Raw genomic sequence first — 26,993 nt, forward strand, 5'->3', positions numbered from 1 at the left:
CACTGATCCGAGACTGCCACCAACCGATTAACAAACCCTGACGATCCGCCCTCATTGCCGCGGCGCGGTGGCATTGCGCCCCGCAAGGATCACACTGATGCCATGCGCCACTCCGGGCGAAAGCCCTGCGAGGACATCCGCCGCAGCATCAGGGCGCATGCGCGCAAGAAATCCGGCGGCAAAGACCGGGTCCATCTCCTCAAATAGCGAAGCCGCCTGCTTGGGCTTCATCGACTCGTAAACCTTGGTCAGCTGCGCCACGTCATTCTCTGCGGCACTTTCCGTCAGAGCGATCATGCGGCGCAGATCCTCTTCGGCAGTTGTCAGGGCCGCAATCTTTTGTCCGGCCTCTTGCTCGACCAATTTGAGCACCTGCTCTCGATTGCGCAGGGCCGTCTCTCTTTCCTCAAGCATGCGCCCGCGCTCTTGCAGCGCGTCAAGCAAAGCCTTCATATCTTCGGGTGTCTCACAGGCCTGCGTGGATGGTGTGCTGCTTTCTTCTGTCGCCTCTGGCGCGCGGGCAAAGGCCCTGCCGACACCCTCTCCGAAACGCAAAAGCGCCGATGCGACCAAAAAGGTAGAGAGAATTAGCAAGACACCGCGCGTACGCCTCGACCTTGCGGATGGTTTGTGTGTTGGGGTTCTCCAGATCATGGTGTCGCCCCCGGCGTCAGATCGTGATGGCGCTTGAAAACCGGGCCAGGATCGGCCGTTGGGGGGCTGACGGGTGTTTTCCTGTGGGGCGGGGCCGACACCTCCTGATTGGGCAGATCGTGCATCGCCGCCACCAAGAGTTCGAGCCGCCGGGCCACATCTTCAGCCCGCTCGGTAACGCTGATGAGAGAGCGTGTGGATCCGTCCGCCGTTTGCCGCGCGGCCTGAAGCGTTCGGGTCAGATCATCTACCTGCGCCGAAAGCACTGCCACAGCACCGCCCATTCCGGTTTCGAGATCGTTGAAGTGGTTGAGCCGCCGGGCCAGCACAAAGCAATAGACCCCAGCCCCAATCGCACCCGCAACAAGCAGGATATCCGCAATCATTTCCATATATGCGCTCCTCAGTTCAACACGAATTCCATGATCAATAGATCGTTGATGCGGCCCTCACCTGTTACAACCTGCATCCGGCGCAAGAGCTGCGCCCGCAGGCGGATCAAGGCCTGCGCGTCTTCGATATCGGCAAGTTTGAGCGCGCGCAGATAGGTATTCGTCACATCGACGATGCGCGGCATCAGGTTTTCGACGTCGGATTTATGGGCGGCCTTCACCTCCAGCTCAGCGGCGAACCGGAGATGTGATCGCGCAGCCCCCTGCCCGACTGAGACAACCACGGGCACCACCGGCACAAAGACCAGATCACCCATCGGTGCGTCAGACGCCGTGGCCCCCGCAACGGGCCCCTGGGCAATAGATCCGTGTCCCCCGCCAAGTGGAATCAAACCAGACCACATGGTGTAAAACCCTGCCGCCGCACCCAAGAACGCCAAGACAATTCCAATCGTCAGCGGTCTCTTTGACGGCTTCGCCTTGGGTGCCGTCTCTGTGTCTCCGGTCTCTGGCATGTTCACCCATCCTGTTGTCGATAAACTCTTATAAACCCAAAGAAACTAACCGATTGTTAAGCCTGATGCGGGAATGATGACTTCGGAACATTACTCGAACAAAAGTACCGGAGGACATGCAATGCAGCAGATCACAAGGCTCTGGCAGGCGCTGACCCTGCGCAATCGTATCATCGTCATCGGCGCGGCATTTGTGATGTTCTGGGCGGTTTTGGCCCTTGCGCGCTTGGCGTCCACGCCCAGCATGACCTTGCTTTACGCAGGCCTAGAAAGCAGCGCGGCGGGCGAGGTTGTCGCAGCCCTCGAGCAGCAAGGCGTCACATATGAAGTGCGCAACGACGCGATTCTTGTCGACTCGACACGTCGGGATGAGCTGCGCATGATCCTCGCGGGCGAGGGGCTCCCGAGGTCGGGCACGAGCGGGTATGAGCTTCTGGATGGATTGTCTGGCTTTGGCACCACATCACAGATGTTCGACGCCGCCTATTGGCGCGCCAAAGAAGGCGAACTGGCCCGGACCATCGTCTCGCATCCTGCGATTGTGGCGGCCCGGGTTCATATCGCGTCGACCGGTGCCAATCCGTTTCAGCGCAATGTGCATCGGTCCGCTTCGGTCTCGGTCAGTACCAATGGGGCCGCAGTTTCTGCCAAACATGCGCGCGCGCTACAATTCCTCGTCGCCTCTGCTGTGGCTGATCTTACGCCTGATGATGTGTCCATTATTGATGCCGAGGGGACATTGCTCAGCGGTGCCGAAGAAGCCAAGACCAACACCGCCGATGAACGGGCAGAGGGGCTGCGCCTGCGCGCGCAACGTCTGCTCGAGGCGCGTGTCGGACATGGAAATGCGGTCGTCGAGATTGCGCTGGAAACGGTGACGCAAACCGAATCAACCCGCGAGAGACGGTTTGATCCCGAGGGGCGTGTTGCGATCAGCACCGATACCGAAGAGCGCGCGAACACCTCAAATGGCACGGACAATGGCGTCACGGTTGCCTCGAACCTACCAGATGGGGATGCGGCAGCGGCAGCGACGTCGGCCAGCGAGAACACCGAGACACGCGAACGGGTGAATTACGAGGTGTCCAGCACAGAGCGCGAAGTCATCCAGCAACCCGGTGCTATCAAGCGCATGACCGTTGCGATCCTGATCAACGGGATTACCACTCCAGACGCGAGCGGCACGCCAATCTTTGCGCCGCGCCCCGAAGAGGAGCTGACCGCGCTCGGAGATCTTGTGGGCTCTGCGGTGGGTCTTGATGAAACGCGCGGCGACGCGCTCACGATTCGCACCTTGCAATTCGAACCGTCAGCGCCCATCGGCACTCTGGTCGAAGCGGGGTTACTTGAGCGCCTTGCGATCGACACAATGACCTTGGTGCAATCGCTGGTTCTAGCCATCGTGGCCCTTGTGCTTGGCCTGTTTGTGCTGCGTCCGATTCTCTCGCGCCCCGTCCCTCTGGCCACCCCACAACTGAGCGCCCCAATCCGGCGCGCCCCGGTGCAAGACCCCGCACTTACCCCCCTGTCCGGCGTAATCGAGGATGGCGACATCGACGTAGCAGGCCTGTCCGACGTGTCTGAGGCACCTCAGATTTCTCTGCGCCCGCGTCTTGATGGGGGCACAGACGATCCGGTCTCACGCTTGCGCGCGCTGATCGGTCAACGCCAAGAGGAAACCGTCGAGATCTTGCGCAACTGGCTGGAAGCTGAAGAGGAGAGAGCCTGATGTCGATCACACATCTTTTGAACGAATTTGGCGCGTTCACTCAGGGTAAGCCTATCGCGATCACGGATGTCTCGCTCGAGGAAGAACGCCTAGAAGCCTTTGAGAAAGGGTATCAGGCGGGTTGGGAAGATTGTGTGAAATCGCAGGTAGACGACGGGCGCAGGATCACCGCCGATCTTGTCCAAAACCTGCAAGACATCAGCTTTACCTATGAAGAGGTGCATGCCGCGATCATGGGCGCGATGCAGCAACTTTTGCAGGAAATCACCCAAACGGTTCTGCCACCGATCAGCCACGCGATGCTGATCCCGCATGTGACCGAAATTCTGCACGACTTGCTGGAAGCCAATGGGCGTCAGCCTTTGCAGATTGCCGCCGGTCCGGCAGATCTTGCAATCCTGCGCCGCCTCAGCGCCGAAATACCCGACCTTGCCTGCACCCTGACAGAGGATCCAACCTTGGCAAGCGGTCAGGTTTGCGTGCGCCTAGGCGAGAGCGAGCGCGCTCTTGACATGCCGGATGTCCTGCTTCGGATCGAGCAGGCGATATCCGGTTTCTTTCAGCAAAATCAGAGGATAGTGGCGTGATGGATAACAAAACTGGCGGCAATGAAACCCACGTCAACGATCTGCAAAACCCGTTCTCGTCAGTCCCGATCGAGATCACGGTTTCAGTCGGCAAGGCACGCCCGCTGATCAGAGACCTTCTTAAACTTGGCAAGAACGCCGTTCTGGTTCTCGACCGGCGTGTTGACGATGCGGTCGAACTCTACGTCGGCGAGCGCCTGATAGCGCGCGGTCAACTCGAAGAGCTGGCCGGCGATCAACAAGGCCAGATTGCCGTGCGCGTGACCGAAGTTGCGAATTTGCAGGACGGGTTGTGATGAAGTCTGGTCTGATCCTCATCGGACTGAGCACCCTCTTTCTAGGAGCGCTTGCCACCGGTGCTCCGGCACAAGATCTGACCCTGTCCTTGGGCGATGACGCCTCACTCTCAGCACGAACACTGCAACTGATCGCTTTGATCACCGTGCTCAGCCTCGCGCCTGGGATTGCCATTATGGTCACGTGCTTCCCCTTTGTCGTCACGGTCCTATCGATCCTGAGGCAAGGGATCGGTCTTCAACAATCCCCGCCCAATATGCTGATCGTCAGCCTCGCACTCTTTCTTACCTTCTTCGTGATGGAGCCGGTCTTTACCCAAGCCTGGGAGACCGGGATTGAACCGCTGTTACAGGAACGCTTGTCCCCTGATCTGGCCATTGAACGGACGCTGGCACCGTTCCGCGTGTTCATGTTGGGCCGTGTCGACCCCGACACTTTGGCAACCATAGCCGCCCTGCGCCCTGAAACGATCACCCCCTCCGCAGGACCGGACGCGCCGCTTTCAATTCTCATTCCAAGCTTCATGCTCTCGGAAATCGCGCGCGCCTTTCAGATCGGATTTCTGGTATTTCTACCGTTTCTGATCATTGATCTCGTGGTTGCGGCCATCCTGATGTCGATGGGCATGATGATGGTTCCGCCTGCCATCGTCTCTTTGCCCTTCAAGCTTGCGTTCTTTGTTATCGCCGATGGCTGGACGCTGATCGCCGAGAGCCTTGTACGCGGCTATCTGTAGCGCGCTCGCGCGATTTGCGCCGCGCTGCGCATGCATCTTGCCACCTGCACTCGACATGAACAGAGAATTTTCAATTGTGCAGCGCCCATTGGGTGACTTTGATCTGCAGGCCCGTTTATAGTGTCCACCAGCGCGCCGACCACAAGAGGCAGACAGCAGGGGACAACATTGCATATTCTGGGAATGACCTGTCTGCGCGATGACGGCCCCTATATCGTAGAGTGGCTTGCGCACCATCTGATGCTCGGCTTTGACCGCATGCTGGTTTGCAGCCATGACTGCACCGATGGCAGCGCGGAACTGCTGGAAGCACTGGCCCAGGACCCACGGATCGTGCATCTGGATTTTTCCCCGAAGGGTGGCAAATCCGTGCAATGGCAAGCGTTGCGCCAATTGCGCGATAGCGAAAGCTACAAGAATGCCGATTGGGCGCTCTTCTTTGATTGTGACGAATTTCTTTGCGGCCGTTTCAACAACCTCCGCAAGCTGCTTGCGGACTACGAGAGGCAGGCAGGCCCATTCGACGCCCTCGCCTTGCCATGGCGGTTGTTCGGCTATGGCGGTCACAAACAGCGCAGTGCAGGCCTGACGCCAGAGCGTTTCACCCGCGCGGCACCGTTTGATTTGCATTTCCCGCTCGCTCATCTCTTCAAGACACTGCACCGGCCAGCGGCCTTTCGGCAACCCGGCGTCCACCGCCCGCGCGCACGTCAGCGTCACGTCCCATCCTGGATAGGTCCAGACGGCAAGCGCCTGACCGAGGGGTTCGCGGCCAATGACAGTGCCATCTCGCTTTATGGTGCAGTTAACGGCCCACCTGTGGCTTGGCTCAACCATTATTCTTTGCGCTCGGTCGAAGAATTCATGCTCAAACGTGCCCGCGGATTGCCCAATCATATGGACCGCGAAATCGGGATCGCTTACTGGGCAGAACGCAATTGGAATACCGTCGACGCACCAGAGATTTTGCCCATGATGAGCCATACAAGGCAAGAATTCGAGAGGCTCATGGCCCTTCCGGGTGTCGCCGCGGCGCATACGGCCTGCCTCTCGGCGCATACTAGCCGCTACCAAGCGCTGATGCTGGATATCGACGCCGTTCGGCTGGCATTCAGAGTAGGGTTTCTCACGGATAGCACCCCCCCTTCTGCCGAAGAAGGCCGTGCCTTTTTGACGGCACAGATGCAAATGGCCAGAGGTGACGCCGAAACATGAATGGGCAAGTGATCGAACGCCGTATGGCGGGCCAAACGCGTGAGGGGATTGTCCTGCTCGATGCCGTCGAAACGCGCCACGAGGGCGAGCGACGGGTCACGCTCTTTTTTGCCCCTAAGGTTGAACCAGCTCAGATACAGCCCCCAAAGGGTGCCGTGTTGCAGGCGGAAATGAGTGTGGGCGGTGCGCCCATCCTTGTCTATTCCGCTCCCGAAGGTCGTCTGGCGTTCCAGACGCCCAAAGGCGTGATAGATGTGATGCCCGCCGAGGCCGAATTCACGCTGATGGAGGGGCGAGACACCATCGCCGCCGTACGAAACGGAGAGGATGCCGCCACAGTTCTGACCTGGCTTTCGTTCCATGCTGATCAGCAGCGCATGACTGGTGCGGTGATCCTTGACCGGGCGCGCCCCGGAACAGATCCGGAGTTTGCGCGCGCGCTTCGGGACGGTCTCCGAGAGAGCGGGCTCGACATCATAGTGATCCTGCTGACAAGCGATCAGCCGCTCGGATATCCCGACGCGCCCCCCGAGGCCCATCCCTTTTGTGTGCCAGAGGCACCGGGCAAAGACCGGATGGAAATCCCCCCACCCTCCCCTTGGGATTCGCCCCTCGCCGCGCTCAGTTACTACGAAATTGCCCGCCACCGCTTTTTGGCCGAGGCCCGTGCTGTGGCCAATATCGACGTGCACGATCTTGTGGCAACGGGGCCCGAGACGATTTTTGACAGCGCCGTTGCCGCACGGGGGGGGCTTATCACCCTCATCGGGCGGCATTGCTATCCTTGGCGCGTGCGCAGTGGTCAGCCGACGCGCTTTGCCGATCATAGCTGCGTTCAGTTCGACTCGGGCGGTGGGCGACAACGCTGGTGCCTTGCCCCGTCGAAATTGCCCAAGGATGCGGTCTGGCGCCTGTTGCGAGTGGGCAATGCACGCCCCGATGCGGCGCGCACGCAGGGGTTCTATCGGCATATGGCACTGCGCCATCCGACGGGATCAATTTCACGGATCGTGCCGAAATCCTCGCTGATCGAGCATCCGCCCCTGCTAGAGCGCGCGCAATCCTATTTCGAGCACACTCCCGTTCGCATGCCCGAAATCGCACCTGATCCGGTGCATGGCGGGCGCGGTCGCGCCGCAATTGTCACCACTATGAAGAACGAGGGACCCTTCATTCTCGAATGGTTGGCCTATCATCGCGCTGTCGGGTTTGACGATATCCTTGTCTATACGAACGACTGCACCGACGGCACGGACACCATGCTGCACCTGTTGGAGCGCAAAGGTTACGTGCAGCACCGCGACAACCGCTTTCGCGAAATGGACATGCCCCCGCAACACGCTGCGTTGCAATCGGCCGAAAGCGAACCGCTGATCAAGTCCGCCACCTGGATCACCTGCATCGACGTGGATGAATACATCAACATCAAAACAGGCGACGGCACGCTTGATGCGCTGTTTGAGGCGGTGCCAGAGGCCAATATGATCGCGATGACCTGGCGGCTTTTTGGCAATGGCGATGTGCGGGACTATGTCGACCGCCCCATTACCGAACAGTTCCTGCGCTGCGCCCCGGAATTTGCACGCAAGCCGCATCAGGCCTGGGGGTTTAAGACCCTTTTCAAGAACATCGGCCTTTTCAAGAAACTAGGTGTGCATCGACCCAAGGGACTCAACCCCCAACTCTGGGAAGAGATCAACTGGGTCAATGGGTCGGGCAAACCCCTGCCTCGCGACATGTATCGCAACGGCTGGCGCTCGACGATCGAGACCTATGGCTATGATCTCGTGCAGCTCAATCACTACGCCGTCCGATCTGCCGAGAGTTTTCTGGTCAAGCGTGACAGAGGCCGCGTCAACCATGTGGACCGCGATCAGGGCCTCGCCTACTGGTTTCGCATGAACAACAACTTCGAAGAAGACCTCTCGATTCAACCGCGCCTTGCCAAGATGCAGGCAGAACTTGACCGGCTCATGCAGGACCCCGAGATCGCCGCCGCGCATCACCATTCGGTTGCCTGTCACAGGGCCAAGATAGACGAATTGCGCGCCACCGAGAATTACAGCAATTTTTTCGCAGAATTGACCAGCCCCCGCATGGAACATCTGTCGCGGTTGCATGGTCACTTTGGATCGAATGTCTTTCTCTCTGGTCCCGGCGTTATTCCTGACGAAATCGCCCTACGCGACCCCGCGGCAGAATGGTTCTTTACCGTGGATTTGCAGGGCGATACCGCGCACTAACCCAAGTCAGCCTCAATCGCCGAGACAAGCTCGTCCATATCCGGGTCCATCCGCAATGACGCCGCCTTGCGCCGGTGCCACTCGACCCCTTTGGCGTGCAAGTCAGCCAATTGAGGATCACGCTTGAAACGCTCCAGCCATTCAGACGTCTGTTCGCTGTAGCGCGCAATCGACGTATCGGTTTCATCGTTCAGATTGAACTTGTCCCAATACTCTTTGCCCAGAACGTGATGCGAATGATTGGCCCGCCCGCGTGCGCGCTTGACCAAGAAACTCTCCATCGAGCGCAACGCATAGTGGTTAACCTGCGCATGCGTAAAAAGAGGCGGATTGTCGGTGCGAAGCCCGTTCACGACATAATCAATCCCGCCGGGCAGGACGCGCCGCGTGGTCGGAACATGCTCGTCACGCGACACCGGCGCATGCAGGCCCATCCGTTGAAACTTGTGCTGGTTGGTGTAGAGCGATTTGACAAACTTACCGGTGTTGGGCCGCGCCTCGGCGTCCCATTCATATTCACCCTTGGTGAATTGTTCAGTGACGGGTTTATCCGCGAACTGCTCGACACCATCGGGACCAAACACGCGCCACGGCACTGAAATCACATCCGCATCCGCGCCAGACCCCGCGACCAGCGCCCGAACCGAGCCGTCGCCAAGATGAATATTCAGGAATTCGTCTACATCGCACACAAAAACCCAAGAGGCATTCAGCACAATATCATAGCGGCGGCTGGCCTGCCGCAGGGCACTCCGATGAATGCCCGCCTTGCGCACGACCGTGTCATGTTGCGTGACATGGCCCATCTCTTGCAATCGCCGCAGGATCTCGACTGTCGTATCGGTGCAATCATTGGTGCAGACAAGAATATGATCGAAACCGAGCGTTTTGTAATGCGCCACCCATTCGAGGATATAGGGCGCCTCGTTCTTCATCGTCGAGACGACGGTATAGGTTTCTGTGCTCATGTTCGCCTCTTTGCGCGCGCCGTCTGGCGGCTTTGTTTTACCTACATCTTAATGTGAGCATCCCCCTCAAGACAAGCCACATGGCATGGCTGACACGGCCCCGCACTTTCGCCTACGCCCCCCATTCTGGCGATTCACAAACCCGGTCAGAGCGTCTAACCTGCTCGCAACTGCGATTTGCCAGCGCTATGGCGCGCAAAAAGGAGAGTTTCTGGTGGCACGGACACGCGAGGTTGGAACGCTCTGGATTGGCGGCGCACTCAGCTGGCTGGAACAGATTTGCCTCAAGTCCTTTGTGGACAAGGGCCAGAAAATCACCCTATTCGCCTATGAACCCATCCCGAACATGCCCGCAGGCGTCATCTTTCGCGACGGGCGTGAGATTATCGACACCGATGATTTCATCAAATACGAGCAGAAAAACAGCTACGCCCTTTTTGCCGACTGGTTCCGCCTGCACATGATCCACAAATGCCCGGGCATGATCTGGGTGGATACCGATGTCTATTGCCATCGCCCGATGGACTATGACAGCGACTATGTGCTGGGGTATGAGCTGCCGGGCGAGCATCGTGTCAACAACGCCGTATTGGGCCTGCCCGCCGACAGCGAAATTCTGGCACAGATGCTGGAATTTACCTCGGATCGCTATGCCATCGCGCCCTTTCTGCCCCGCAAGCGGCAAGAGATGATGCGAAAACAGGCGCAAAAGGGCAAACCGGTGCATGTCTCGCAACAGCCTTGGGGCGTCTGGGGGCCGATGATGGTCACGCATTATGTGCATGCCTTGGGGCTAGAGGCGCATGTGCAATCGCTCAACGCCTTTTATCCGATCACCTTTCCAGAACGGTTCAAATTCCTGCGTCGGGCTGAATTGGCCGAGGGGCTGATCACCCCTGAGACCACCGCGCTCCACCTCTGGGCCTCGAACAAGCGGCAATTGGGTAATATCCACAATGGCCTTCCGCCCAAGGGATCCTATTTGGAAAAACTGGTCCAGGAAACCGGGATCACGCCCGCCCTCGCCCCGATCAAAGGGCGCGGCAACAGTACATTCGAAGGTGCACTTATCGACGAGCTAGACCTAGAGTCTGTCAGCGTTGCGGCGGATCTCACCGGACAGGCCCGCGGTTTCATGTTGGCGTTGCATCATAAATTCGATTGCGACATCCAGCTCATCAACTGCAACCGCCGCGGCAAATTCAAAGACGGCGAAGAGGATTGGGTGGCGGGATATACCGCCTTTCTGGTCGAGAATGACGTCAGCCCCGACCGTATCCGGGTTATCCGGGCAGAGAACGAGCTGCGCTCCGTGGATGTGCTCTGCAACCTCTCGGGGTTTGGCGACCGTCACAACGTGCCGTTTCTCGGGAAATTTCTCGAACGCTGTCTGCATGCAGACAGCCGCGTGTTTATGGATGTGCGCAAGGGTTCTGGGGCCTTTCCCTTTCTCAAGGCCTTTGGCACCTATACGCCGCTCTCGACGCGCGAAGAAGATGGACATCCAATCACTCGCATCCGCCTCCAGCCCAAAGCGCCAGAGGTTGCACCCAGCGACGACAATTGGGACCAGATCGCGCAGCAACTTGCGGGCAAGGATGGCTGGTATCGCGCAGGCCCAGAGGGCCACAGCTTTCTCTTCATGCCACGCGATCCGGATACACTGGTTGTGACCTTCGACAATCTGGATATCGCCATGACCAAGCGCGAAGATCGGCGGCCTTGGGGGTATAGTTTCATTCAAGATCAGGGGTGGTCGATGCTGGGCGTTCTGGCTGGTGGCTGGACATGGTACCGCGAACCATGGGTCTGCGCGCAATTCGACGCCCTCCAACAAGAGGGGTTCTTCAAACAGTTTCGCCGCGTGGTGTTCTATGGCGCCTCGATGGGGGGCTATGCCGCCTGCGCCTTTGCGCCGGCGGCACCCGGCTGCGACGTGGTTGCCATCTCGCCGCAGAGCACGGTCGACAGGTCCATCGTGCCTTGGGAAACGCGATACAAAACCGTTTGGGATCGAGATTTTTCAGGAAAATACGGAGATGCGGCAGAGGTAAGTCACGCGGCCCATCGCGTGTCGATCCTCTATGATCCCTACGAGCCGCTCGATGCCCAACATGCCGCCCGGTTCCAACATCCGAATGTGCAGCATTTGCGCGCGCCCCTTCTTGGGCATCGCTTGGGCAGTGCGCTCAATCAGATGGGCATTCTTAGCCCGATCATTCTCGGGGCCCTGAACGGAACCCTCACGGCTGAGGACTATTACCGCCTGCTGCGCGCCCGGCGCGACTTGCCGCGCTATCAACGCGAGTTGTTCACCCGCGCCGTTGCCAAAGGGCACACCAAACTCGCCGAAAGGCTGGGGGCGCGCATTCTGGCACAGAACCCGAACCGTGCTGTTCGCATCGGACTTGAGGCGCTCAAGGCGGGATGATCCTATCGCACGACGAACTCGGCATGCAGCGCGCCTGCCGCCTTGATGCTTTTGAGAATGTCGATCATGTCACGCGGGGCCACACCCAACGCATTCAACCCGGCAATCACCTCCGAGAGTGAGGTGCCCGGTAAAACCTCGGCCAATCCAATCCCGGGCTCTTCTTCGATCCCGGCCTGTGTGCGCGGCACCACAACGGTTTCGCCTTGGGCAAAGGGATTGGGTTGCACCACAAGCGGCGTTTCCTGAATGCGTAGGGTCAGGTTACCCTGTGAAACGGCGACCCGCGATATACGGACATCCTGCCCCATCACGATGGTGCCTGACCGTTGATCGACCACAACCCGGGCCTTGCGCTCGGGCTCGACCAGAATATTCTCGATCTGGCCAAGGGCATGCGCGGGCGAGGCCGCACGCATCCGCGAGAGCGTCAATTGCACGGTGCCAGCGTCCAGCATGATGGCGGCATCCCGGCCCACACGGCCATTGATCGCCGTCTCTATCCGGCCGGCAGTGGTGAAATCCGGCTCTCGCAGGGCCAGCCGGATTGTATCAAGGCCTGCAAAGTCAAAGTCGATCTCGCGCTCGACCCGCGCACCAGAGGGAATGACACCCGCCGTCGGGACCCCTTGCACGACCCCGCCCGCATCCCCTTGCGCCGCCACGCCCCCAGCGATGATCGTACCCTGAGCCACGGCATAAATCTGACCATCCGCCGCATTGAGCGGGGTCATTACAAGGGTGCCGCCCAACAGGCTCTTGGCATCGCCGATGGCGGATATCGTGACGTCGATCTGGCTGCCCGCGCGGGCAAAGGGCGGCAACTCGGCCGTGACAAATACGGCGGCAACATTCTTGGGGCGAAATTGCTCGCCCGAGACGTTGATTCCGAGGCGTTCGAGGATATTCGACATGATCTCTTCGGTGAAGGGCGCATTGCGCAACCCGTCACCCGTGCCATTCAGCCCCACAACAAGGCCATAGCCCACAAGGTCATTGCCGCGCACCCCGTCAAACTCGACCAGATCCTTGATCCGGATCGGACTGGCCGCAGCCGTAACGCCCGCAAGCGCAAGCGCCAGTGCCATGATCCCCCGGACAAGTCCCAACCAGAGGGTCATGACAGGAAATTCAAGAGGCTGAGGCGCGAAGCCCGCGCCGTTACGGTATAAAGGGATTCCAGTTGGAATTGCACCTGCTCCAACTCGACCGCCGTCTCGAACGCATCGACAGAGACCAGTTCGCCGCGCGCGATCTCGAAACTGGTGATTTCAGCGGCGATACGCACGGCAGATTGCGCGATCCGGTTCTCGGCCTGCCCGAGACTTGCGCGCATTTCGGTCAGCACATCCTGATGTGCCAAGAGTGCAACACCGGCCCCAGAGGCAAGGCTGATCCGATCACCTAAAGCCAGAGCCAGACCCGCATCATCGCTTACGGCGATCAAGGCGACCTGCTTGAGCGCCGCGCGCAACCCCGCATGATCCGCCCGGATATCAAGGGCCACAGACTCGCCCGAGCCAAGCCTATAGGGGGCAACCTCGCTATCCCCGCCCTGATAGATCGAGGCCAGAAACCCGCCGGTCGGACTATCAAAGAAGACATCCAATCGGCTTTTTACCTCTGCGGCAGTCGTCGCCCCAATAAGCGCATCGCGGACCTCGGAGAGGACGGTTTCAGCTGCGGCCAGCGGGCTTGTGTCTGTCTGCGCGCCAGAAAAGAGGGCGCGCCCTGCCACCTCGGTGTTGAGAGACCCGATCAAGGAGCCAAGGGCCTGAGTTGCGGTTGCGGCAAGGTCCGACACTTGGCGTGTCGTACCCGCTGTGCCCAGGATGATGCCCTGTGTCGCAAGATCTGTGGTGACGCCCTGCACGCGGGCCAAAGCGGCTTGCATGACCTCGGTATCGGTCGCAGCCTCACGGGCAGCCGTGCGATGCCCCGCCAAGAGCACCAGTTCGTGCTCGATGTCGGCCAGTGGCAGGAGGTTTCCCGACAGGTGCCGCCCAAGGTCTGCGGCCCGGCCACTGCTCAATTCTAGCCCAAGACGGTCCAATTGCTGGCGCAGGTCCACGCCCTGCCGGCGCAGCGCAAAGGACTGCGCAAGATCACCAATGCTCTGAAAATTCATGGTCATATCCTCAACAGGGTATCAAGCAGGTCATCAATCGTCTGGATCATACGGGCATTAGCCCCGAACGCCTGCTCGACCAGCAAAAGGCGCTGCAGCTCTGCATCGCTGTCTACGCCCGTGGCCAGTTCCTGCGCTCGAAACTCGGCGGCCTGACCTGTGGCAAAGCTCAGGCGCGCTTCGGTTGTGACCCGCTCTTGGGAGAGGCTTGAGATCAGGGTGGCGGCATGATTGGCAGCCGAACGCGCCCCGCCCCCCAAGAGGCCAGAAGGTAAGACGCTGGTCTGCGTCAAGGCGTGGCTCAACGCCCCAAGCAGCGCCCCCGCCCCCGGCGGCCCGCCACCCGTTGCCCCAAGCCCATCCCGAAGGCGAAAGAGTGCGCCCCCCTGTGAGGGATCGACAAGGCGGGTAACCGCGATCCGTCCGGCAAGGCCAAGCGCGTTTCCAGCCTCGAAAATAGCGCCTGCATCGGTTAGAAGGCCCGGTGCACCGGGTGCGCGGGTTGCGTCGAGACCCGGGGCTTGAAACCGCTCAACCAGATCGCGCGCCAGCGCATCGAGCTTGGAATTGGCCTCAACTGCTGCGCGATCCCGGATGTCGAGTAAGGCGCCAAGGCGACCGCCTTGCAAAGGCCCCCGGTCGGCACCGATGGGCACGTCAGCCCCATCGATGGCGATGCCCGAGAGTTGCCCTTCTTGGTGTGTCATCTGCGGCGTCACCAGGGGTGTGGCAGCAAAGGTCAGCTTGACAGCTCGACCATCCAGCAGCATCCCGCCGGCAGTGGTGACAAGCGCAACAGAGGCATCCCCACGCGGCACCTGGCGCAACGGGACGATCAGCGACAGCGTGTCAATGGTGCGTTGGCGCTGGTCCTCAAGTGCTGTGATGTCAGTCCCACGCGACTGCCCCGTGGTGATCTGAACATTGAGCGCGGCCACCTCTTGAAGACCTGCATTCAGTTCCTGCACTGTTGTTGCGATGTCGCGATCTGCCGCCGTGCGCAGCCGCGCGATGTCTGCCGCCGCATCGTTGATCCCCGCAGTCAGGTCCTGTGCCGCGCTCAGGACCGCGTCAAGCCGGTTTGTATCCTCGGGTCGGGTGGCCGCCGTCTCGAGCGCCACTTCAAGCGTGGCCAAACGCCCTGTGAGGGAGTTTGGAGCGTCGGGCGTGCCAACCGAACTTTCCACCGCGCGGGCGAACGCGGCCTGCACCTCAGAGGCCGCGCGCGCGCTATCAGCCAAGCGTCTGTCTGACAAAAGACCCAGATCGACCTGACGCACGATACCCGTGACCTGCACGCCCCGACCGTCCCGCGTCGCCGCGAGCGTGACCTCGCGCGGCGCGAACCCCTCGGTCAGTGCATTGGCGAGGTTGCCCGAAATAACATCCACTGCGCGCGTATTGGCGGCAAGCCCACTCAGGGCGCTGGACAGGGCGGAACCAAGGCTCATGACTTTTCCTTTCCTTCTGCCTCAAAGAAGCGATCAGCGGATGATATTGGTTGTTTCCTGCAACATCTCGTCGACGGTCTGGATGACCTTGGCATTCGAAGAATAGGCGCGCTGAGTCTGGATCATATCCGTCAATTCGCCCGCAACATCGGTGGCGGATTCCTGACGGGCAAAGGCCACAATATCGCCCGTCGGCCCAGCCCCCGCATCCCACAGGAAAAACGAGCCGCTATCGGTCGAGGGCAAGTAGGTCTGTTGATCCATCGAGACCATGCCATTCGGATTTGGCAGGTCCACGAGCGGCACCTGATACACAATCCGGCTGACCCCGGTATCAAAAGTGGCGCGTACAAATCCGTTCGCGTCCACATTGGCCGAGGTCATGTTGCCTACTGGAGAGCCATCCTTGGCGATAGAATGCGGCGCAAAGCTATCCGAGAGCTGGCTCATGCCAGCAGAGGTGCCCGGACGCCCGATATTGATCTCGATCGGGCCCCCCGCGACATCAACAATGATGGCGCCGCTGGTCGGATCATAGGTGCCACCTGTCACACTCTGAACATTCAACAACGTGCCGCCCGTCTCGCGCGCATCATCAAAGGTTAAAACATATTCGCCGATCAGCGCATTGCCTTGCGCAGAGTCGGTGAGGGTGACGGTCCATTCATTCGAGAGGCCCGTGGCTGGAATGGTGGGCGTGAACTGAATCGAGATTGTCTCGGACGTACCGAGATTGTCGAAATACTCGATCGAGAGCTGCCGGGGATCGCCCAAGCTGTCAAAGCGCGTATCTGTGGCTGGCAGGTTCACACCCAGATTGATGGCAGTGGTCGGCTCACCGGTCAGCTGGTTGACGTTGATCTGAACAGGTTCCAGCCCGGTGCTGGTATCGCGGGAAAATTCGGGGATCGTGCCATCAGGATTGGCAGGCCACCCAAGCAGAACAAGACCCGATTCCGTTACAAGCCGCCCCTGAGGGTCGGCGCGAAAAGATCCGGTCGTGGTCAACAGCATCCGAGGGTCGCCATTGCCAACTACCAGATCGGTGACACGCGCCACCGGCAGGAACCCACGGTCGCGCACCGCGAGATCGGTCGGGTTCGAAGAGCTGACAATCGCACCGCCCTGATCAATCAGGCGCTGCGTGCCCGCACGCACCCCACCCGCAGCATAGCTGCCGCCGCGACCCGCGATCACAACGGATTCGAAATCCGCCTCGACCCGACGATAGCCAAAGGTCGACGAATTCGCGATGTTATCCGATATGGTGGCAAGCCGCGTGGCATTCGCGTTCAGCCCCGCAACGCTGGCATTGAGTGAGGAGGAAATTGTCATGGATACGCCCTTCTGCTGCGTCGACCAACCTTGGGACACAGGCATACGCGCGTAACTTTAACAGTCCGCTAATAGATAAAATTATCCCTAGTTCTGGCCGCTCTCGGATCGCAGCAGGATCAACTCGAGCCTGTTGTTGCGCAGGTCCATCGGATCGCTCACAGCCGGAGAACGATCCGCATGGCCCGCGATTCGACGTATCCGTTTGGCCGCAAGCCCTGCATCCTCAAGCCTTTGGCGAAACTGATCAACACGGGCCGTTGACAGGTCCCAGACCGGGTTTCGTACCAGAGTAATGGGTCGCGCGCGCGTGTGACCCGCAAGGGCTGCATCGTTGATCACCAGATTGGCAGCAGAGGCCAAGAGCATCGAGAGGTCTTGGAGCAGGCGCGTCGGGCTTGTTTGGTCCGGTTCAAAGAGCAAGGCACCGGGCAGCTCGAAAATCTCGATTACCAAACCCTCATCGGTGACACGGGTCACGATATGTCGCAGAAGGTCGTCCGACACCATGCTCTCGCCGCTCCGCCCTGTCAGCATCGCCTCGATGGTGGAAAACGCCTGTGCGTCAGCCTCTTGATCAGCCGAGAGATTGCCGCCTTCAACCAGCCCCATCTCGCCCCGCACCTGTTGGCTGGAGGTCGCCAGAGGTTGAGAGGCTCCAGAGCCACTCTGCAACAGAGTCTCCTGGGAAAAGACGCTCTCGCCCCCAAAGGCACCGTCGCCACCGCCAGAGGTTCGACTGATCGGGACCGTCGGGCTAAAATAGTCCGAGATCCCTTTGCGTTGTTGTTCGGTCGTCGCGTTCAGCAGCCACATCAGCAGGAAAAAGGCCATCATAGCCGTGACAAAGTCAGCATAGGCAACCTTCCAGGCGCCCCCATGATGCCCGCCACCGCCCACAACCTTTTTCCGTTTGATGATGACTGGCTTCGCATTGCTCTGCGCGCCCATTCTCACCACCTTTGTACTCACCCACGTTAAGGATTAGCACAACAGAGCTTACTGGGCTGTTAACACCTCAAGTTTTAGCGATTTCGCGTCGTCATACCTGCCCTGGCAACCACAAGACAATCGCAGGAAAGGCCACCAAAAGTGCGATGGTCACAGCATCTGCCACAAAGAACGGGGCAACGCCCTTGAACACATCCTGCACGCTGATATCGTCCCGCACCCCCGCCACAACAAAGCAGTTGAGCCCGATCGGTGGCGTTATCAAACAAAACTCGGCCATCTTGACCACAAGAATCCCGAACCAGATCGCGCACATTGGCCCCGACATGCCAAAGGTACTGTCGGCCGCGCTGACCGCGACACCGCCATTCAGCGCCATGACCGCCGGATAGACCACCGGCAGGGTCAGCAGCAGCATCCCGATTGCATCCATGAACATGCCCAGCACCGCATAGGCCAGCAGGATGCAGATCAGGATCAGCATTGGTGACATGGTCAGAGAGGTGATCCAATTGGCAAAGGCATGCGGAAGATCGGCAAAGCCGAGGAACCGCACATAGATCAGCACGCCCCAAATAATCGTGAAGATCATCACACTGAGCTTGGCAGTCTCGAGCAGGGCATCTTTCAACTCGCGCCACCGCATGCCGCGATAGAGCGCGACCAGAAACACCAGAAACGCCCCGATGGCCCCGCCTTCGGTGGGTGTGCCCCAAGCATCGCCGCCAAACGGATTGTAGACAAAGAACACGATTGTGACGACCACAAACACGATGGGCAGCGCGGGCGGCAAAGAGACAAGCCGCTGACGCCATGTAAATCCCGTGACCGGCGGGCCAAATCCCTTGATCGTCAGGGCCAGACCGATGATCAAAAGGACATAGACAATCGCCGAGAACATCCCCGGCACGAACCCCGCCAACAAGAGCTTGCCTACGTCCTGCTCGACGATGATGGCGTAGATCACCAAAAGGGCCGAGGGCGGAATAAGGCTGGCCAAGGTGCCACTAGCCGCCACAACACCCGCAGCAAAGCGTTTATCATAGCCGATCTTGAGCATCTCGGGGATGGCAATACGGGCAAAAACCGCCGCTGTCGCCACACTGGCCCCCGACACGGCGGCAAAGCCTGCGGTGGCAAAGACGGTCGACACCGCAAGGCCCCCCGGCACCCAGGCAATCCAGCGTTTAGCCGCCTCGAAAAGAGCCTGTGTGAGGCCCGCGTAATAGGCGAGATAGCCGATCAAGATGAAGGTGGGAATAAGGCTCAGCGCCTGCGAGCTGACCTTGGAATGCGGCACCTGCCCTGCGGTCTTGACTGCGACGGTCACAGCCCAGAGGAATTCGTCGCCCGCATAGCCCTTTTTGGACCAGAAAATCCAGATCAGGCCGATGACACCGGCCAGAGCCGCGGCAAAAGCCACCCGCATGCCCAGAACCACAACAACCAACATCAGTCCAGTGACGACAATTCCAATCTCGATGGGCTCCATCAGATGCGTTCCTTACGTGTCATGGCCGGTCAATTGCGCGGCTTCGCGCGCGGCCTGCGTGGCCACATCTTCTATCAAAGGCACCGCCACTGGCTGCTCTGACCCCGAAAGAAAGGCCCGTCCATAGGCCCAGAGTTGCAGCGTCAGACGCAGGGACAGCACGGCAAAGGCGATGGGCGCCAGTATCTTGGCAGGCCAGATCGGCAGGCCGATATCAATCGTGCTGTCGCGGCTCCACATCGGTGCAGCAAAGTCGAAGCTGCGTTGAAAATGTGCCCAGCTTCCCCAAACCAACAGCAGCATCAGGACCAAGACCGCCAGCGTGGTGATGAGTTCAACCAACCAGAGCGCCCGGCCCTTGAGCAGGCTTACAACAATATCCATGCGGATATGCCCGCCATCGCGCTGCGTGTAGGCCACGCCCATAAACGCGATCAGCGGCATCATTTGCTCGATCCAGTCGACATAACCGGGGACAGGTTGATTGAAAAAATTCCGGCCACTGACCGAGATCACCGCAAGGATCATGATGCTGAACACCGCCAGACCGCTCAGCAAGGCCAACACGCGTTCCAACCGATAAAGGCGCCGGTCAAGTTGGCTCAATAGGCTGTTATCAGACAGCACGGATGCGGAACCCGCCATGGGTTTTCCCCCTGTCGTTTTAGGATGATAAACGACCCGCCGCGCGCTCTGCACGGCGGGCCGATCTCATCGGCTCAGGAGCCGCCCTTGATTTCGGTCAGTTTGCTTGTAACGAATTCATAGAGTTCCTGAGCGGGAAGGCCACGCGCGGAATTCTCTTCGATCCAGCTCTGCGCGGCAGGGCCAGCGGCCGCCTCTTTGAACGCATCGAGCGAGGCCTGATCAAAGCTGACCGATGTGATCCCGCGCTCTTCGAGTGCAGGCCCCCAAGCCTTCATCGTCTCGTTCTCGTAATAGTCAATGTAATGCGCCAGCGCCTCATCAACCGACCCAAGCAGGGCCTCGCGCTCTGCATCGCTCAGCGCGTTGAGGGCATCGGTATTGGCCACGACGGGACAGTTCACAGTGCCGGGATTGAGATTGGCTGTCCACCATGTCGCGCTCTCGATGGTCCCAAAGGACATATGGGCATGTGGCGCAAAGCTTACGGCCTTGACCACGCCGCTATCCATTGATTGCCGCACTTCCGTCGCAGACATCGAGGTGGGCACAGCGCCGATCGCCTGCATGGCAGTACCGATCCCGCCAAGCGCGCGCACGCTCATACCTTTGAAATCCTCGGGGCTGTCAGGCACGTCACCTGCACCGACAAAATTATACTGAGGCATCGGCGTGGGCATCAAAAGCGTCGCATTCCATCGCGCCAGATCAGCCTGCACCGCCGGATGAGCGTAAAGGGCCTGCGCAAGGGCGGTTTCCTGTTCCAAAGTCTCGACGCCAAGGAACGGCAATTCCATGACTGTCAGCGATGGGTTCTTGTCGGCATGATATCCGGCACAGAACTGCGCCATTTCGAACGCACCGATTGAGATGCCATCAAGGTTCTCTTTCTCGTTCGAAAGACCGCCATAGCTGATGTTCATGGTGAACTCGCCATTTGTCTTTGCGCTCACCAACTCCGCGATCTTTTCGACGTGTTCGGTAAAGGCACGGCGTTTGCCCCAGACAGACACGTTCCATTCGGTCGCCATAGCCTCGCCTGCAAAGGCAAGGCTGAGGGCGGCCACAGCGGTGTAGCTAAGGTATTTCTTCATGGTTTTTCTCCCTGTGTCGTTTGTTTGATTGGGGTTGCCATTCGGAAATGGGTCAACATTGTTCTTTGTAAACAATGAATATCGACGGCAACCCAGTGGATTGCCTTACAACACACCAGGCGGGCTGGTTTGTCCAGCCTTAGCTGACCTTGGCCCAAGCCAAAGGGTTGGCCGCATCCTGCGCCATCAATACCGGAGCGCGGGGCTGAAAGACGACTGAGCCAAGCGTGGGGCGCGCCGGTCCTCGACCTTAAAAAGCCCGCGCCTCGGAGCAGCAGCACCCCGTTGCCAAGACCATTGGATTTGGCCGCTATCAAAGGCTTCACTTCATCCGTCATGCCTATGAAAACATGCGCGCGATCCCTCGCGGGGGCATCGGCCTTGGTCGCCACCGCTCCAATGAGACCAACTAGGGTGAGTAAGCTGCAAGGGGAAAGCATCGCTATCCGGTTGCTGTTATCGAACCCAAGGGATTTCACATACTATTTTTGTCAACTATTCGCAAAGCCCTGTCTGGTCAGCCCAAAGATGGCGTGCTAAACGCGGTCCGATCGCACGACGAAAGTTTCCGCATGCCTGACAGTGCGCCTGCCAAACCTGCCCTCTCCCGGCCAGAGTTCATTGCCATGATGGCGATGATGGCTGCGACGGTGGCATTCTCAATCGACGCGATGCTGCCCGGCTTGCCGCATATCGCCGAGGCGCTGACGCCAGAGGCGCCCAACCGGGCGCAACTGATCATTACAGCATTTTTGCTGGGTCTGGGTTTGGGCACCTTCGTCTCTGGCCCACTTTCGGACAGCTTCGGACGCAAGCGGGTGATCCTGATCGGTGCGGCGATTTATGCGGCGGGGGCGGGTCTTGCGATGCTTGCCCCAAGCCTTGAGACCCTGCTGGCCGCCCGCGCGGTTCAGGGCGTGGGCGCGGCGGCGTTTCGCATCGTGTCCATCGCCATTATCCGCGATCTTTATGCCGGGCGCGATATGGCGCGGCTCATGTCCTTTGTGATGATGGTGTTTGCTCTGACGCCTGCAATGGCCCCACTCTTGGGCGCGGGTGTGATTGTCTTGGCAGGGTGGCGCGGGGTGTTCGCAGCCTTTGTGCTCTTTGCCCTGATCCTGTCGCTCTGGATGGCGCTGCGACTGCCGGAACCGCTTGCGCCGCAGGCGCGCCGCCCATTTCGCGCGGCCCCTCTCTGGGCCGCACTGCGCGAGGTGTTGGCGCATCCGGTGACGCGGGTGGCCATTGTCGTGCAAATGCTCTGCATGGCCACGCTTTTCACCTCTCTGAGCATGGTGCAGCCAGTGTTCGACGTGACGTTTCACCGCGCAGAGAGTTTCCCCTACTGGTTTTTCCTCATGGCGCTGATTGCGGGTTGTGGCAGCTTCCTCAACTCCCGCCTTGTCATGCGCCTTGGGGTGGAACGGATGGTGAGCGCGGCACTGGCGTCACAAATCGGGCTGTCCATCGTGGCGATTGCGCTCTGGCAAATCGGCCTTCCGCCTCATGCGCAATTCGCGGTCTTTCTGATCTGGCAGACCAGCGTTTTCTTTCAGGCCGGGCTGACGCTGGGCAATCTCAACGCGCTCGCAATGGCCCCGATGGGCGCGATTGCGGGCATGGCGGCGAGTGTGACAGGGGCTGTGGCGACTGTCGGCAGCGTGGCAATTGCCGTGCCCATCGGGCAGCATTTCGCAGGCACCCCGATGCCCGCGCATTTAGGGGTGTTGGGCGCGGTGCTGACCGGCTTTATCCTGATGCAACGGTTGCGGGCACGCACAGCGGAAATGGTTTGAGTCATTTTATTTTGTATACCGTCGCATACTATCTTTATCGCGCGCAAATAATCCGCTAAGACAAGCTCAATCCAACGAGTCGCGCGCCTGCGCCGCAGGGCCGCCGCGCGCATCCCCTGATCGGAAAGGATCCCCGATGGCCACGTCCAATACCCCCGATATCATCTACACCAAGGTCGATGAGGCCCCCGAACTGGCGAGCGCCTCGCTCTTGCCGATCATCCAACGCTTTGCGGCGGCGGCAGATGTGACCGTCGGCACCAAGGATATTTCGCTGGCAGGCCGCATCCTTGCCTCTTTCCCCGAGCATCTGACCGAAGAACAGCGTATCGCCGACGATCTTGCGGAACTGGGCGAACTGGTGAAAACCCCCACCGCTAATGTCATCAAACTGCCGAACATCTCGGCCTCTGTGCCGCAACTCCTTGCAGCAATCCGCGAATTGCAAGGACAAGGCTATGCTATCCCCGATTACGTCGAGGACCCGCAGACCGAAAACGAGAAAACCGCGCGCGCGCGCTACGATGCGCTCAAGGGTTCTGCCGTGAACCCGGTTCTGCGCGAGGGCAATTCTGATCGCCGCGCCGCGAGTGCCGTCAAGAAATACGCCCAAGCCAATCCGCACCGCATGGGCGATTGGTCCGCCGACAGCAAGACGCGCGTGGCCGCTATGTCGGGGGGGGATTTCTTCTCGAACGAGAAATCCGCCACCCTGCCACAGGCCGCAAAGGCCAAGATTGTTCTGGAAACCGCCGCTGGCGAAACCGTGCTCAAGGATGGGCTGAGCTATCCGGCGGGCACCGTGGTCGATGCCACCTACATGAGCGCCGCTGCACTTGACGCCTTTCTTGCCGAGGAAATCGCGCGCACCAAGGCCGAAGGCGTGCTCTTTTCCATCCACCTCAAGGCCACGATGATGAAGGTCTCGGACCCGATCATTTTTGGTCACGCGGTCAAAGCCTTCCTTGCTCCGGTGTTCGAGCAGTTTGGCGATGCAATGGCCGCCCTTGGCGTGAATCCGAATTCCGGGCTGGGCGACCTATTGTCCAAGGTAAAGGATGAGGCCGAAATCATGGCCGCGATTGAGGCCTGCATGGCCGCGCGCCCGCCGCTTTACATGGTGGATTCCGGCAAGGGGATCACCAATCTGCACGTGCCGTCCGACGTGATCATCGACGCCTCCATGCCCGCGCTGATCCGCGCCGGCGGCAAGGGCTGGGGCCCGGACAATGCAGAACATGATGCCGTCTGCGTCATCCCAGACAACGCCTATGCGCCGGTCTATGACGAGACCATCAAGTTCTTCAAAGAGCATGGCAAACTGAACCCGGCAACCGCAGGCACAGTGCAGAACATTGGCCTGATGGCGCAAAAGGCCGAGGAATACGGCAGCCATCCCACCACCTTTGAAATCCCTCAGACTGGCACCGTCAAGATGATGCTCGAAGATGGCACCGTGCTGCATCAGCATAGCGTGGAAGCGGGCGACATCTGGCGCTCGGCCTCGGCACGCAAAGCCCCGATCGAGGATTGGGTCAATCTGGCCATTGAGCGGCAAAAGGCCACCGGCTATCGGTCGATCTTTTGGCTGGATGCGGCGCGCGCCCATGACGCAGAGCTGATCGCGATGGTAAAACCGATCCTCAAGGCACGCGGCGTCGAGGACAAGTTCGAGATCATGGCCCCGCGTGAGGCAACCCGCGCCTCTTTGGAAACCATCACCAAAGGCGAGAACAGCATCGCCATCACCGGCAACGTGCTGCGCGACTACCTGACAGACCTGTTTCCGATCCTTGAATTGGCGACCAGCGCCAAGATGCTGTCCATCGTCAAGCTGATGCAGGGCGGTGGCATGTTCGAAACCGGGGCCGGCGGCTCTGCGCCCAAGCATGTGCAGCAATTGCAGTCGGAAAATCACCTGCGTTGGGATTCCTTGGGCGAGTTCTGCGCACTGGGCGAGAGCCTCAAGTTTCTGGCCGAAACCAACGGCAATGACCGCGCCCGTGTCTTGGGCGAGGCTGCCGAAACCGCCACGCAGGGTATTCTGGATCATGACCGCTCACCAAGCCGCAAGGTCGGAGAGCCTGACAACCGCGACAGCCACTACTGGTTTGCCCGCTATTGGGCCGAGGCCTTGGCGACCCAGACCGAGGATGCAGCCCTCGCTGCAGAATTCGCGCCAGTCGCACAGGCCTTGGCCGAGAATGAAGCCAAAATCGTTGGGGAATTGGCCGCAGCCCAGGGCAAACCCGCCGATATTGGCGGCTATTACCACGCTGATCCGGCCAAGCTGGCAGCGGTGATGCGCCCAAGTGCGACGTTGAACGCGATTATCGGCTAACAGGCACTGACCGCGCGGCCCTTTGGGTCGCGCGGTTCACTCTCCAACCGGGGCCACGCTATTCCCGGCCAGCTCCTCAGAGAAGGGGCGCGGCAGCGGGTCTTTGCCCAGACGGGCGCGGTAAGCGGGCAGGCTTTCGGCCACGCGCATCACGTAATTCTGGGTTTCGCGGAATGGGATATGCTCGATCCAGTCAACGATCCCATGAGCATCGCGGCCCCGCGGATCGCCATACTGTTCGATCCATTGCGCCGCGCGTCCCGGACCAGCGTTATAGCCGACCGAGACCAGCACGATATTGCCACCAAACCGGGCACCCAACCCGGCAAGATAGGCCGATCCAAGCCGCGCGTTATAAACCCAGTCATTCAGCACATCTGAGGGCACATAGAGCAGGCCCAGATCACGCGCCATATCACGCGCCGTGCCGGGCATAAGCTGCATCAGCCCCTGCGCGCCTGCGCCGCTGACCACCACATGGTTGAATTCGCTCTCTCGCCGGGCAATCGCAAGCGCCAGTTCCATCGGCGTTGGCAGGTCCATGTCCACCATCGGATGCAGGGCATAATAGGGGCGTTCCACGATCACCCCACGCTCTGCCGCCGTCTTGCCCAACATTACCTGAAGATGGGGCTGCTTGAGATCTTCGAGCATATGGCCCATTTGCATAAGGCCGGTGCGATCTTGGGTTTCGGCCAGATGCAGGAAGAACCGCCGCGCAAGGCTCAGATCGTTCATGCGCAGGGCCAGCGTTCCAATCTCATGCAGGTCGGTTTGCGCGAACGCAGCACCGCGCCAGTCGGGTGTGCCCTCGGTCCCGGCCAGACGTAGATCAAATGCCACCTTCCCCGCCTCAGCGGCCAATAGCCCGTAAAAACTGGTCTGATATTCGGCCCCCTCGGCATAGGCCAGTTGCGCCGCCTCGGGATCTCCCAGCGCCTCTTGGGTGCGACCAATCCAATAGCCCGCCCGCCCCAGCGAAATCGGCGTGGCGACAGCGGCACGAAAGCGCTGGAAATGATCAAGCGCAAGTTCAGGCGCGTCGAGATACGTCAGCGCGAGATACCCCGAAAGCCATTCGAGATCCGCAAAATTTGCCCCCTCGACCAGCTGATGCACAGACGCGATATCATAGGCCAATTGCGCCTCGCCCGCGCGCATACTCTGCCGCGCCAAGGTGCGCCGCCAGCTGGCCCAGCGCTCCGGCTCTCCCAGCCCCGCCTTGATCCGGCTCTGGCGCAAGAGAACAGCAATAGCATCCTCGGGCGCGTTGCTCAGGTGGCGGGTGAACAGTTCGAACGCGATGCCGGGATTGCGCGCCTCAGCCTCGGTCAGCCCCTTACCGCCGTCGCGTTTCACAGTCTCGCGCAACTTCGCCAAACGGCGCACCTCCTCCGAGACCAAGGGCAGCATATCCGCGACATCCGCCAAGCCCCGCCAAAGCGCCATTTCCAACCGGGCCTCGTGATGCGGGGCCAAGAGCGCGCCAAACTCGCGCAGGAAGTCCTGATGTTCGGCACCCGTCAGGTCCAGCGTGCGCCACGCCAACACAAGGCCGATCTCAGCCTCGCCTTGCCGCCCCCGTGCCTGTAAAGCGCGCGCAAGATTAAGCGCGCCAGTGCCTGTCTGGGGCGTGTAGCCCTTATAAAACGCCAACACATCGTCGAAATCGGCATGGGTCATCGGCTCTTCGCTCTGCTGACGCAGATAGTCTAGACCGGGCCAATGGGCGTTGCGGCCAAGAAAATCGAGGATCGCATCCGGTTCGCCCAAACCCGCACGCAGACGGTGCCATTCGATCAGATCCGCAGCGGCGATTCCATCGCGCCGCGCCAGACGAGCAGCCACTTCCCAGCGTCCAGCCTGCATGGCATCAAGCGCAGTTGCCAGCGGGCGTGGTGCCTGCCGTGGCAGATCAGACGCATACCCCGGCGAAACCAACAGGCTCAGCCCCAAAACCATGATCAGCGCGCGCAACATCTCTTGCATTTTC

At 60.0% G+C, this 26,993-nt stretch carries 22 protein-coding genes; 9 read left to right on the forward strand and 13 right to left on the reverse strand.

Features of this window, described 5'->3' with window-relative positions; all coding sequences use genetic code 11:
- Nucleotides 1–51: 51 nt before the first annotated feature.
- The 3 genes from ROSMUCSMR3_RS08495 to ROSMUCSMR3_RS08505 are packed head-to-tail and all read right to left on the reverse strand — an operon-like array spanning nucleotide 52 to nucleotide 1,561.
- Nucleotides 52–594: a MotE family protein gene (locus ROSMUCSMR3_RS08495; protein WP_237183564.1), complete on the reverse strand. Its 543-nt coding sequence runs from the start codon at nucleotides 592–594 to the stop codon at nucleotides 52–54.
- A 56-nt stretch (nucleotides 595–650) separates the two neighbouring features.
- Entirely contained in the window at nucleotides 651–1,046 is a 396-nt protein-coding gene (locus tag ROSMUCSMR3_RS08500) for a DUF6468 domain-containing protein (protein WP_008281460.1), read from the reverse strand.
- 11 nt (nucleotides 1,047–1,057) lie between these two features.
- Complete coding sequence (locus ROSMUCSMR3_RS08505) at nucleotides 1,058–1,561, reverse strand: flagellar basal body-associated FliL family protein (RefSeq protein ID WP_081507049.1); 504 nt, start codon at nucleotides 1,559–1,561, stop codon at nucleotides 1,058–1,060.
- 121 nt (nucleotides 1,562–1,682) lie between these two features.
- Here ROSMUCSMR3_RS08505 and fliF point away from each other — a divergent pair, with 121 nt between their 5' ends.
- From fliF to ROSMUCSMR3_RS08535, 6 genes are all read left to right on the forward strand, one after another.
- Entirely contained in the window at nucleotides 1,683–3,290 is a 1,608-nt protein-coding gene (gene fliF, locus ROSMUCSMR3_RS08510; RefSeq protein WP_081507050.1) for a flagellar basal-body MS-ring/collar protein FliF, read from the forward strand.
- Nucleotides 3,290–3,877, forward strand: coding sequence for a flagellar biosynthesis protein (locus ROSMUCSMR3_RS08515; RefSeq protein ID WP_081507051.1), 588 nt, complete (start codon nucleotides 3,290–3,292; stop codon nucleotides 3,875–3,877). The genes fliF and ROSMUCSMR3_RS08515 overlap by 1 nt, the downstream gene beginning before the upstream one ends.
- Complete coding sequence (locus tag ROSMUCSMR3_RS08520; RefSeq protein WP_008281456.1) at nucleotides 3,877–4,173, forward strand: FliM/FliN family flagellar motor switch protein; 297 nt, start codon at nucleotides 3,877–3,879, stop codon at nucleotides 4,171–4,173. The genes ROSMUCSMR3_RS08515 and ROSMUCSMR3_RS08520 overlap by 1 nt, the downstream gene beginning before the upstream one ends.
- A complete protein-coding gene (gene fliP / locus ROSMUCSMR3_RS08525) occupies nucleotides 4,173–4,910 on the forward strand; it encodes a flagellar type III secretion system pore protein FliP (RefSeq protein ID WP_151978059.1) in 738 nt (245 codons plus the stop codon). Before ROSMUCSMR3_RS08520 ends, fliP begins: the two co-directional genes overlap by 1 nt.
- 168 nt (nucleotides 4,911–5,078) lie before the next feature.
- Nucleotides 5,079–6,125 carry a glycosyltransferase family 2 protein gene (locus ROSMUCSMR3_RS08530; RefSeq protein WP_157667282.1) on the forward strand — a complete coding sequence of 349 codons (1,047 nt, stop codon included), beginning with the start codon at nucleotides 5,079–5,081 and terminating at the stop codon, nucleotides 6,123–6,125.
- Nucleotides 6,122–8,368: a glycosyltransferase family 2 protein gene (locus ROSMUCSMR3_RS08535; RefSeq protein WP_081507053.1), complete on the forward strand. Its 2,247-nt coding sequence runs from the start codon at nucleotides 6,122–6,124 to the stop codon at nucleotides 8,366–8,368. The genes ROSMUCSMR3_RS08530 and ROSMUCSMR3_RS08535 overlap by 4 nt, the downstream gene beginning before the upstream one ends.
- On the opposite strand, the gene ROSMUCSMR3_RS08540 is transcribed toward ROSMUCSMR3_RS08535, so the two are convergent.
- Nucleotides 8,365–9,336 (reverse strand): glycosyltransferase family 2 protein, encoded by a 972-nt coding sequence (locus ROSMUCSMR3_RS08540; RefSeq protein WP_081507054.1) that lies wholly within the window; start codon nucleotides 9,334–9,336, stop codon nucleotides 8,365–8,367. The two genes, ROSMUCSMR3_RS08535 and ROSMUCSMR3_RS08540, sit on opposite strands and share 4 nt — an antisense overlap.
- Nucleotides 9,337–9,550: 214 nt before the next feature.
- Between ROSMUCSMR3_RS08540 and ROSMUCSMR3_RS08545 the strand changes: the two genes are divergently transcribed.
- On the forward strand, nucleotides 9,551–11,767 hold the full coding sequence (locus tag ROSMUCSMR3_RS08545) for a hypothetical protein (protein WP_081507055.1): 2,217 nt from the start codon (nucleotides 9,551–9,553) through the stop codon (nucleotides 11,765–11,767).
- Between the two features lie 2 nt (nucleotides 11,768–11,769).
- On the opposite strand, the gene ROSMUCSMR3_RS08550 is transcribed toward ROSMUCSMR3_RS08545, so the two are convergent.
- The 8 genes from ROSMUCSMR3_RS08550 to ROSMUCSMR3_RS08585 all read right to left on the reverse strand — a co-directional run bounded on the left by ROSMUCSMR3_RS08550 (nucleotide 11,770) and on the right by ROSMUCSMR3_RS08585 (nucleotide 20,863).
- Entirely contained in the window at nucleotides 11,770–12,855 is a 1,086-nt protein-coding gene (locus ROSMUCSMR3_RS08550; RefSeq protein ID WP_232279211.1) for a flagellar basal body P-ring protein FlgI, read from the reverse strand.
- Nucleotides 12,856–12,884: 29 nt separating this feature from the next.
- Nucleotides 12,885–13,895 carry a flagellin gene (locus tag ROSMUCSMR3_RS08555; protein ID WP_237183565.1) on the reverse strand — a complete coding sequence of 337 codons (1,011 nt, stop codon included), beginning with the start codon at nucleotides 13,893–13,895 and terminating at the stop codon, nucleotides 12,885–12,887.
- A 2-nt stretch (nucleotides 13,896–13,897) separates the two neighbouring features.
- Nucleotides 13,898–15,346 (reverse strand): flagellar hook-associated protein FlgK, encoded by a 1,449-nt coding sequence (gene flgK, locus ROSMUCSMR3_RS08560; protein ID WP_081507057.1) that lies wholly within the window; start codon nucleotides 15,344–15,346, stop codon nucleotides 13,898–13,900.
- Nucleotides 15,347–15,379: 33 nt separating this feature from the next.
- Complete coding sequence (locus ROSMUCSMR3_RS08565; protein WP_008281447.1) at nucleotides 15,380–16,681, reverse strand: flagellar hook protein FlgE; 1,302 nt, start codon at nucleotides 16,679–16,681, stop codon at nucleotides 15,380–15,382.
- An 87-nt stretch (nucleotides 16,682–16,768) separates the two neighbouring features.
- Nucleotides 16,769–17,632 carry an OmpA/MotB family protein gene (locus ROSMUCSMR3_RS08570; RefSeq protein ID WP_008281446.1) on the reverse strand — a complete coding sequence of 288 codons (864 nt, stop codon included), beginning with the start codon at nucleotides 17,630–17,632 and terminating at the stop codon, nucleotides 16,769–16,771.
- Between the two features lie 91 nt (nucleotides 17,633–17,723).
- Nucleotides 17,724–19,124 carry a TRAP transporter large permease gene (locus ROSMUCSMR3_RS08575; RefSeq protein ID WP_008281445.1) on the reverse strand — a complete coding sequence of 467 codons (1,401 nt, stop codon included), beginning with the start codon at nucleotides 19,122–19,124 and terminating at the stop codon, nucleotides 17,724–17,726.
- A 12-nt stretch (nucleotides 19,125–19,136) separates the two neighbouring features.
- Complete coding sequence (locus ROSMUCSMR3_RS08580) at nucleotides 19,137–19,769, reverse strand: TRAP transporter small permease subunit (RefSeq protein WP_008281444.1); 633 nt, start codon at nucleotides 19,767–19,769, stop codon at nucleotides 19,137–19,139.
- 74 nt (nucleotides 19,770–19,843) lie between these two features.
- Nucleotides 19,844–20,863 (reverse strand): C4-dicarboxylate TRAP transporter substrate-binding protein, encoded by a 1,020-nt coding sequence (locus ROSMUCSMR3_RS08585; protein ID WP_008281443.1) that lies wholly within the window; start codon nucleotides 20,861–20,863, stop codon nucleotides 19,844–19,846.
- A 572-nt stretch (nucleotides 20,864–21,435) separates the two neighbouring features.
- Here ROSMUCSMR3_RS08585 and ROSMUCSMR3_RS08590 point away from each other — a divergent pair.
- Together ROSMUCSMR3_RS08590 and ROSMUCSMR3_RS08595 are read left to right on the forward strand one after the other, a co-directional pair.
- On the forward strand, nucleotides 21,436–22,659 hold the full coding sequence (locus ROSMUCSMR3_RS08590; RefSeq protein ID WP_081507058.1) for an MFS transporter: 1,224 nt from the start codon (nucleotides 21,436–21,438) through the stop codon (nucleotides 22,657–22,659).
- A gap of 136 nt (nucleotides 22,660–22,795) precedes the next feature.
- Nucleotides 22,796–25,000: an NADP-dependent isocitrate dehydrogenase gene (locus tag ROSMUCSMR3_RS08595; protein ID WP_081507059.1), complete on the forward strand. Its 2,205-nt coding sequence runs from the start codon at nucleotides 22,796–22,798 to the stop codon at nucleotides 24,998–25,000.
- Nucleotides 25,001–25,036: 36 nt separating this feature from the next.
- Here ROSMUCSMR3_RS08595 and ROSMUCSMR3_RS08600 read toward each other — a convergent pair whose 3' ends face one another.
- Nucleotides 25,037–26,989: a lytic transglycosylase domain-containing protein gene (locus tag ROSMUCSMR3_RS08600; RefSeq protein WP_081507060.1), complete on the reverse strand. Its 1,953-nt coding sequence runs from the start codon at nucleotides 26,987–26,989 to the stop codon at nucleotides 25,037–25,039.
- Nucleotides 26,990–26,993 lie beyond the last annotated feature (4 nt).

It is taken from the genome of Roseovarius mucosus, from assembly GCF_002080415.1.
GTDB lineage: Bacteria > Pseudomonadota > Alphaproteobacteria > Rhodobacterales > Rhodobacteraceae > Roseovarius > Roseovarius mucosus_A.